The following is an 8,914-nucleotide window of genomic DNA, read 5'->3' as shown; positions in this document are numbered from 1 at the left end:
GGGTGGTGGATGAGCGCGGCGCGGTAGTAGTTGGCGGCGCGCAGGTAGGCATTGCCCGCGCTCAGCGGATGGCGGCGGGACAGGCTCGTGTCGCCCATGGCGCGGATGCGGTCGGCGGTGCGGACCCACTCGTCGGGCCAGCTCCAGTCATCCCCCGCGACAATGCGTTTCGCGGTGTCCAGCACCTCGCTGATGTCCGCCTGGGCGCTGTAGGTCGCGGCCAGGAAGTGCAGGAGCTGGCTCTCCATGATGGGGTCCGCCATCAGCCCCAGCTCCCACCAGGGCCGGGGTTCCTCGGCGGCGGTGGAGGTCGTGGACGGCTGTCCCGCCGCGATGGCCGGGGAGCCCCGGAGCAGCGCGAGCCCCCCGGTCAATCCCAGGCCGGCCTGGATGAGGGAGCGACGATCCAATGAGCTGCCCATGGTCTGCGACCTCCAGCGAAGGGGATGCTGGCGGGTGGAACACCGGGGGGCGGCCCTTCTGTCACCCGGCTCCTTGTCCCCTCATGAGCAGCCGTCACCTGCGCGGATTTGAATTCACCGCTGGGGATTCAGCGTGGACATGGCGCTGTTGGTGGACCCGATGCGTCTATCCACCTTCTGGAGCCACTGCATGAAGAAGACCGCACTGCTGACCTGCCTGCTTGGATTGCTGGGAGCACTTCCCGCCGCCGCCGCTGAACTCAAGGACGTGTTTGGCAAGGAAGTCCCCATCGGGCAGGGCCGCCCCACCCTGGTGCTGTACGCCAACAAGGGCACCCGGGAGGAGCTGCGCCAGCATGCTTCCCAGTTCCTCTATGAAGTCCGCGAGAAGAAGCCCATCGTCGTCATCCACGTGGACCTGCGTGACGTCCCGGGCCTCTTCAAGGGCATGGCGCGCGGGGAGCTGCGCAAGAGCCACAACGAGTCGCTCAACGCCATGAAGGACCTGTTCCGTGAGAAGGGCGAAGCGCCTCCTCCGGAGCTGGACACGTCGCTCTTCATGGTCGCGGACTCCAAGGGCGAACCCCACCAGTCCATGGGCCTGGAGAAGGGCTTCGACCACGTGTTCGCCCAGGTGCTAAGCACCTCCGGGCAGGAGGTCGCACGGGGCGCCTTCTCGGACGGCACCCGCCGGTTCAGCCAGGCCATGACCGTGGCGCCCAGCGTCGCGTCCCGCAAGCCGTGACTTCACGGGGCGTGCCCCCCCCCCCCCGCACCGCGTGGGTGGACGGCAACCCTCAAGGGGATTTACCTTTCTGACACGCTAGTCACTTCTCGCATGGAACCCATGGAGATGCATGGGTTTGCAAGGGTGAGCGGTGGCAGCGCCTGTCAGCCTCATTTCCCCCTGAGACACTCCCCCCATGTTCAAGTTCAAGACGTGCAGCCTCGCCGTGGTGGCCCTTGCGTTCAGCGCCTGTGGTCCCGCGCCGGAAGCCACGGAGCCGGCCCCCGCCGGAAGCGACGTCGCGCAGGTGCGGTCCGAAGTGACGAAGGCCATCCCGGGCACGACGTGCGTGGTCGAAGCGACGACGCCCTACACGTATGACATCGGGGGCCCCATCAGCGCGCAGGCCTCTGTCTGGGATTGCGAGCAGGACTACCCCATCATCTACGTCTGCTCCATCGTGGAGAAGAAGTCGGTGAGCAGCACGGGCACGGTCACCTGGACGGCGGTGGCGGGCAGCCGCAGCTGCTACCCGGAGACGAACACCGACTTCGGCGGCCAGACGGCGAACCCCACGCCCAACACGCCGGGCGTCTACCGTCAGCGCGCGCAGGCGGCCATCAAGCTCAACGCCACCACGTGGACGCCGTCGCAGCCGTCCACCTGCACCACGCTCTCCAGCAACATCCCCTGCAAGTTCACCGAGGTGCTGTCCGGCAACGTGACGCTGTAGCGTGAAGCGGCACGGACTCCGGGTGAGATAGTGAGCAGGCGTTTGGGCTATCCTCACGCCTCCCCGCTTCCACCCGGAGTCTTCCATGCACACCGAGTCCCCGCGCAGCACCCGTTCCTCGAAGGCCGTGACGTTCCTCCGCGTTCCCGTGCTGCTCGCCGCGGGCATGATGACGATGGGCAGCGGCATGGGGAACCCGGGCTGCGGCAGCTCGTATCCTGACTGTGAGGAGGGCTGCGCCATCGAGGGCACCTACACGCTCCAGTTCGCGGACACCTCGCCCCCGGGCGGGGGATGCGAGAGATTGGGAGTGGGCCTGCCCAAGGGGCCGCTCGTGTTGAACGTGTCCGACGGCTACGTCACGGGGGAGCTCGACGGCATCACGCTGTCGACCTACTACTACGGTGAGCCCTCCCGGAAGCTCGACTTCAGCGTCAGCCAGCTCCTCACGGACCAGAAGCTCGATCGCACCATCCGCATCACCTCGACGGTGGCCGCGCCCTCGCCCAGGTCGTCCACCGACCGCTCGGTCATCGAGGGCGAGTACGAGCTGAGGCTCGCCTCCTCCGAGAACATTGACTTGCAGTGCTTCATCCAGCGGAACTTCACCGCGACGCGGTAGGGATTCCTCCGCGTGGGGCCTCGGGCCCCACTGCGGGTGCGGTAGGTTCCGGGCCATGCGTACCCCCCTCATGGCCTCACTGCTGTTCCTGATGATGTCCGCGCCAGCCCGGGCCACGGTGCCCGCCGGCTTCGTGGAAACGAACTATTCCTCCAATCAACTGAGCGCCGCGACCGGCATGGCGTGGGCACCGGATGGTTCGGGGCGCCTGTTCATCACGCTGAAGAACGGCGTCGTGCGGACGGTGGCCTTGAAGGACGGCGTCCTGGAGACGCAGCCGGGCACCTCCACGCTGGTGACCCGCACGTTCGCCACGGAGCCCTCGGTCTACACGAACAGCGAGTGCGGGCTCATCGGCATCGCGTTCGACCCGAACTACGTGGTCAACCGGTACGTCTATTTCTTCGTCACCGTCTCCGCCACCGAGCAGCGCATCGTCCGCTACACGGACTCCAACGGCACGGGCATCGCGCGCACGGAGGTCGTCACGAAGCTGCCCACGAACGGCCAGAACCATGACGGCGGCGGGCTGGGCTTCGGCCCGGACGGCAAGCTCTATTGGTCCATCGGCGACCTGGGCAACGGCACCGGCGTGGACGCGGACCTGACGTCGATGGCGGCCAAGGTGAGCCGCGCCAACCTGGACGGCACGCCCGCCAATGACAACCCGTTCAACGACGGCGTGGGCCCCAACAACGAATACATCTGGGCGCGCGGCCTGCGCAATCCGTTCACCTTCACGTTCCAGCCCACCAGCGGCCAGCTGTGGGTCAACGGCGTGGGCACCGGCTACGAGCAGGTCTTCGTCGTGAACCGGAGAAGCCACGCCGGCTACGACGACTACGAGAACAACCAGCCCGTCACCAACGACTACATCACCCCCGTCATCAAGTACCGCACCAACGGGGTGGACGCGCGCAACCTCACCGCCGCGGGCGCGGTGCGCAGCGGGGGCGTCACCACCTTCACCACGACGGGGGCGCACGGCTTCCGCAAGGGGGAGCGGCTCACCCTCGAAGGCGTGACGGACGCGAGCTTCAACGGCACCTTCTACGTCGCCAGCGCCAACAACGCGCCCGGCACCACCACCTTCACGGTGGCCCAGCCGGGCCTGCCGGACGCGACCAGCGGCGGGGGCAGCGCGACGACGCAGGGGCTGGGCGGCTCCATCACGGGCGGCACCTTCTACGACGCCACCCTCTTCCCGCCGGAGTACCGCGGCAACTACTTCTTCGGCGACTACAACTCCGGCCAGGTGACGCGCGCCACGTTGGCGGAGGATGACTCGGTGGCGACGGTGGACGAGTGGGGGACGGGCTTCTCCTCCAGCGTGGACATGGCCGTGGGCCCGGACGGCGCGCTCTACGCCATCGGGCACACCGCCAGCGTCGTGCGGCGGGTGACTCCGGCGGCTTCCGTCCAGAAGCTGGTCGTGTCGGGACTCAACCTGCGCCTGATGGAGGGCGGCCGCGCGGCCTTCACCGTGCGGCTGGCCCAGGCCCCCGCCGCGCCCGTGACGGTGGCCGTTGCCCGGGCCGCGGGCGGCTCCGAGGACCTGCGCCTGCTGGGCGGTGACACCCTCACCTTCTCTCCGCAGAGCTGGAGCGCGCCGCAGGTGGTCATGCTCGAGGCGGCGGAGGACGCGGACGCGGTCGCGGACACCGCCACCTTCGACGTGTCCTCGGAGGGCCTGCGGACCGAGTCCGTGGTGGCCACCACCATCGACAACAACTCGCCCCGGCTGGTGCTGTCCACCACCCGGGTCTCCGTGCCCGAGGGCGGCACCGCCACCTTCACCGTGGCCCTGTCCCTGCGGCCCTCGTCGACCGTCACCGTGACGGTGGCGCCCACCCAGGGAGACGCGGACCTCACCGTGGCCTCCGGGGGGACGCTCACGTTCACGTCGTCCAACTGGAGCACTCCGCAGACCGTCACGCTCCAGGCCGCGCAGGACGCGGACAACGTGAGCGGCGTGGCCACCATCACGCTCGCCATGCCGGGCCTGGATGCGCGCACGCTGGAGGCCGTGGAGGCGGATGACGAACCGCTGGCGCCCGCCATCTCCTCCACGCCCGTCACCACCGCCGTGGTGGGGGCCGCGTACCGCTACGACGTGGAGGCGGAGGGCCGACCGGTGCCCACATATTCGCTGGAGGGCACGGTGCCGCAGGGCATGAGCATCGACGCGGCCACCGGCCTCATCACCTGGACGCCCTCCGCGGCGGGCACCGTGGACGTGCGCGTGCGGGCGTCCAATGGCGTGTCGCCGGCCGCGGATCAGGCCTTCAGCATCACCACGAAGGCGGATGAGGCGCCGCGCGCCGTCCTCACCCGTCCCACCCAGGGAGAGCACGTGTCCGGCGCCACGGCGGAGTTCTTCGGCGACTGCGTGGACGACGTGGGCTGCACCCACGCCGGGTTCTACGTGGACGGCACGCTCGAATACACGGACGTCCGTTCGGACAACCACTTCCACTTCGGTGGCGAGCACAACCGCTGGGACACCACGGGCCTGACGCCGGGCCCGCACACGGTGCGCTTCGTGGTGGTGGACACGCAGGGAGTCCCGGCCGAGGCCACGGTGACGGTCTGCGTCGGGGACGGAAGCTGCGAGCCGGATGCCGGTACCGACGCGGGGACCGGCGGCACCGACGCGGGCACGAGCAAGCCCCCGCCCGAGGACGACTCCGGCTGCGGCTGCGGCGCGGCCCCCGTGGCCCCGCTCGCGTGGCTGGCGCTCGTCGCGCTGGCCACCCGGCGCAAGCGGTCGCGCGCGGAATGAGCCGCCGCTGAAACACGAACGGGAGGGGGTCCGTCCTGGACGCCCTCCCGTCGTCAGCATCAGCGGCTCCCAGGCCTCACTGCTTCGCGGGCACGCGCGGCTCCGTGAGGTCGTCGAACTTCGACGGGAAGTGGCTCAGGTCCGTGGCCGTGTCCTGGGCCACGGGGTTGTGGCACCCGAAGCAGCCCGCCTTGTTCGCGTTGGACAGGCCGGAGCCGTTCGGGTCGTAGGCCGTGGAGCCAATCTGGAGGTAGGTCTCCAGCGCCGTGTTGGCCAGGTTCGGGAAGCCCACCGCCGTCTTCTCCGGCACGCCCTGCTTGGGTGACTGGAAGATGTCGATCCAGAAGTCCTGGTCCGGCGGCTGGGTGCCCTTGGTCCACAGCGTGCCGACGAGCTGGTAGTTCCCCCAGATGCCCGCGAGCTGGGGCCGCAGCGTCGCGTTGAGGCAGGACACGTTGCCGCCGCTGTTGGCGTTCGGGTCGCTGGTGGAGGAGTCCACCACGGCGCAGTTGGCTGCGCTCGCGCCCCCGGCCGGCAGGGCGTCCGTCCGGCAGATGTTCACCTGCTGGAAGCCGGTGCCCACCTTCGGGTCCAGGTTGCACTGCGCGTTGCCGGGGACGACGCCGCAGGTCTTCGTCTCCATCACGCTGGCGGGCGCCGTGGAGGGATTGAAGAACGCCCACGGCGTCCCCAGGGGCGACAGCGGCGCGATGGGCGAGCTGGAGCCCGCCGCGCAATCCGGCGTGTTGGCGACGTGCTCGAAGGAGGCCCAGACCCATTCGCCGTGCGTGGGGGTCTTCTGCGCGATGTGCAGCGCGACGAGCCCCAGGTTGGACCCCGCGCAGTACATCTGGGTGGAAGGACAGTCATTGCCGGGGAACTGCCGCCAGGCGGACTTCAGCTCCATGGAGCCCATCTGCGTGCTGGTGCCCCAGGGCATCCAGATCTGCGTCGTGTTGCCGCAGAGGGTGAACGGCTGGCTTGGGTCCGTGGGCTGGCAGAACGCGTCGTATCCGGCCTGCGTGTAGTAGGTGCTGCCCGTGATGAAGTCATACATCGTCGGGTTGAAGCGGAGGTCATACAGCACCGTGTTGCCCGCGACGTCGACCAGTTCGTCCTGGCCGCTGCCGGCCTGCTTCTGGTCCAGGTGGCTCACCTGGAGCGTCGTGACGCCGCCGGGGAAGGCGCCCGGCCGGGGGGAGCCATCCGGCTGGAGCATGTTGTACCAGGGCGCATAGGACAGGAACCGGGGCTTGCTGGGGGTCACCGGGTCGTTGGGGTCCTGCACCGTCTGGGTGAGGTAGAGGAACTGGTTCCACGCGAAGGTGTGGAAGTCGCAGAACGACTGCTCGGGCAGGGGCACGTCGAACAGGGGCTGCGGGTTCGCGACGTTGATGCTCGTGCCGTCACTGAAGGTGCCGGAGCAGAGCGTCTGCGGGTCCACCGGGGCTGGATCCACCGGGTCGTCCTTGCAGCGGAGGGCGGTGCCTCCCATGGCGACCACCAGGAGGGACTGCGTGAAGCGGCGGACGGCGTGGCGTGAGGAAAGAGGGGGCAAGGCGTGCTCCGGCAGGACGGGGACCGCCGGGTGCCTACGCAAGCCGGGTGCCACGGCGGCGTGAGAGGGATGGCCGGACGCGGCGGTGGACCTTCGCGTCACGCGAGCAAGCGCCTGCGTCTGGCGCGAACGCGTGTCCGGATGCGGGATGCGGATTCCCAGCGCCGGTCAGGGTCGTGGTGCGTTCATCCCACCTGTCCCCAGGGAGTGGCTGTCCCGGCCCCGTGGCATGCGCCATGCTCAAGCGCGTCCGACATGGCCTCCCTGCTCCAGGACCTCCGGTTCGCGCTGCGACGGCTGCGCCTCAGTCCCACCTTCACCCTCGTGGCGGTGGCCACGCTGGCGCTGGGCATTGGCGCCAACGTCGCCATCTTCAGCGTGGTGCACGCGGTGCTGCTGCGTCCGCTGCCCATGCGCGACGACGCCCGGCTCGTGCGGCTGTTCAGCGTGGGCCGGCAGGGCCCGGGGCCCACCTCGCCGCCGGACCTGATGGACCTGCGCGAACAGGCGCGGGCCTTCGAGGGGCTCGTCGGCGCGGCGTCCGCGACGGTGACGCTGGGGGCGGACCGCACGGAGTCCTCGCCCATGAAGGTGCAGGCCGGGCTGGTGACGGCCGGGTTCTTCCAGGTGCTGGGGCCTCGCGTACAGCTGGGCCGCGCGCTGCAGCCGGGGGATGACGCGCCGGGGACGCCCCAGGTCGCGGTGCTGTCCCATGCGCTCTGGCAGCGCCGCTTTGGTGGCAACCCGGAGGTGCTGGGCCGCTCGCTGAACCTGGGCGGGCCCCTGCCGTGGACGGTGGTGGGCGTGATGGCCCCGGGGTTCGACTTCCCCTCGCACGCGGAGCTGTGGACGCCGCTGGTCCAGGACGAGTCCATGACGAAGCCGGAGGCGCGCGGCGCGCACTGGCTGGAGGTGTACGGGCGGCTCGCGCCGGGCGTGAGCCTCGCGAGGGCGCGGGAGGAGGCCTCCGCGGTCGCGCGGAGCCTGGCGGCGCGGTACCCGGCGACGAACGCGGACATGGGCGCGAGCGTGGAGTCGCTGCGCGACGTGCTGGTGGGCCAGGTGCGCCCCTCGTTGCTGCTGATGCTGGGCGCGGTGGGGCTGGTGCTGCTCATCGCGTGCGCCAACCTCATGCACCTGCTGCTGGCGCGGGCCGCGTCGCGCGAGGGGGAGACGTCCGTACGTCTGGCATTGGGCGCCAGCCGGGGGCGCATCGCGCGGGAGCTGCTGGTGGAGAGCGCGCTGCTGTCGGTGCTGGGCGGCGTGGCCGGGCTGCTCGCGGCCATGTGGGCGCTGGATGCGCTGGCGGCGTTCGGGCCCCGGGACATTCCGCGCATCGACGAGGTGGCGCTCGACGGCACCGTGCTGGCGTTCACCGCGGGCCTGTCGGTGTTCACCACGCTCCTCTTCGGGCTGGTGCCCGCGTGGCAGATGTCGAGGGTGGAGCTGGCGCGCGTGCTGCGGACGGTGGGCGAGGGAGCGGGAGGCGCCGCGCACCACCACCGCACGCGCGCGGCGCTCATCGTGGCGGAGACGGCGCTGGCGGTGCTGCTGCTGGTGAGCGCGGGCCTGCTCCTGCGCAGCTTCGTGCACCTGCGGCGCATCGACCCGGGCTTCCAGTCCGAGGGCGTGCTGACGGCGAGGCTCGACCTGCCGCCCATCCGCTACGCCATGGGCAGCGCGGCGCCCGCGGCCTTCTACGATGGGCTCCTCGAACGGCTGCGGGCCCTGCCCGGCGTGGAAGCGGTGGGCGCGGTGAATGCGCTGCCCATGGAGGGGAAGCGCTGGACGCTGGCGGTGCGTGACCCGCGGAGGCCCGTGCCGCCGGGCGCGGAGGCCTGGCAGGCCAGCCTCCGCATCGTTACGCCGGGGGCGCTGGAGGCCCTGCGGGTGCCCGTGCTGCGCGGCCGGGGGCTCTTGCCGGAGGACCGGGGCGCGGGTGGGCGCGCGGTGTTGATCAACGCGGAGGCAGCTCGACGCTTCTGGCCGGGAGAGGATCCGCTGGGCCGCACCGTGGACACGGACATGGACCTGGGCAACGGCGCCTTCGGGGGCCGGGTGGTGGGGGTG

At 70.5% G+C, this 8,914-nt stretch carries 6 protein-coding genes and 1 pseudogene; 5 read left to right on the top strand and 2 right to left on the bottom strand.

Annotated features, from left to right (window positions below; all coding sequences use genetic code 11):
• Positions 1 to 422, bottom strand: a pseudogene (locus D7W79_RS33745) (alpha/beta hydrolase family protein); the annotation flags it as partial.
• A gap of 190 nt (positions 423 to 612) precedes the next feature.
• Between D7W79_RS33745 and D7W79_RS33740 the strand changes: the two are divergent.
• From D7W79_RS33740 to D7W79_RS33725, 4 genes are all read left to right on the top strand, one after another.
• A complete protein-coding gene (locus D7W79_RS33740; protein WP_120529450.1) occupies positions 613 to 1,167 on the top strand; it encodes a hypothetical protein in 555 nt (184 codons plus the stop codon).
• Positions 1,168 to 1,345: 178 nt separating this feature from the next.
• The gene (locus D7W79_RS33735) at positions 1,346 to 1,882 is read left to right on the top strand and encodes a hypothetical protein (protein WP_120529449.1); all 537 of its coding nucleotides are present in this window, start codon (positions 1,346 to 1,348) and stop codon (positions 1,880 to 1,882) included.
• A gap of 85 nt (positions 1,883 to 1,967) precedes the next feature.
• On the top strand, positions 1,968 to 2,504 hold the full coding sequence (locus D7W79_RS33730) for a hypothetical protein (RefSeq protein ID WP_120529448.1): 537 nt from the start codon (positions 1,968 to 1,970) through the stop codon (positions 2,502 to 2,504).
• 55 nt (positions 2,505 to 2,559) lie between these two features.
• Positions 2,560 to 5,286 (top strand): PQQ-dependent sugar dehydrogenase, encoded by a 2,727-nt coding sequence (locus tag D7W79_RS33725; protein ID WP_120529447.1) that lies wholly within the window; start codon positions 2,560 to 2,562, stop codon positions 5,284 to 5,286.
• A gap of 76 nt (positions 5,287 to 5,362) precedes the next feature.
• Here D7W79_RS33725 and D7W79_RS33720 read toward each other — a convergent pair whose 3' ends face one another.
• On the bottom strand, positions 5,363 to 6,844 hold the full coding sequence (locus tag D7W79_RS33720; RefSeq protein WP_120529446.1) for a hypothetical protein: 1,482 nt from the start codon (positions 6,842 to 6,844) through the stop codon (positions 5,363 to 5,365).
• A gap of 255 nt (positions 6,845 to 7,099) precedes the next feature.
• On the opposite strand from D7W79_RS33720, the gene D7W79_RS33715 reads away from it, so the two are divergent.
• The coding region (locus D7W79_RS33715) for an ABC transporter permease (protein ID WP_147442178.1) at positions 7,100 to 8,914 on the top strand (1,815 nt) is incomplete at its 3' end.

The organism is Corallococcus exercitus, from assembly GCF_003611585.1.
Lineage (GTDB): Bacteria > Myxococcota > Myxococcia > Myxococcales > Myxococcaceae > Corallococcus > Corallococcus exercitus.
The sequence above is the reverse complement of the archived record's forward strand: the minus strand, read 5'-3'. Positions and strand labels throughout refer to the sequence as shown.

Coding starts and splice junctions, on each gene's coding strand:
- D7W79_RS33740 (WP_120529450.1), top strand. CDS start 613: ATGAAGAAGACCGCACTGCTGACCTGCCTGCTTGGATTGCTGGGAGCA.
- D7W79_RS33735 (WP_120529449.1), top strand. CDS start 1,346: ATGTTCAAGTTCAAGACGTGCAGCCTCGCCGTGGTGGCCCTTGCGTTC.
- D7W79_RS33730 (WP_120529448.1), top strand. CDS start 1,968: ATGCACACCGAGTCCCCGCGCAGCACCCGTTCCTCGAAGGCCGTGACG.
- D7W79_RS33725 (WP_120529447.1), top strand. CDS start 2,560: ATGCGTACCCCCCTCATGGCCTCACTGCTGTTCCTGATGATGTCCGCG.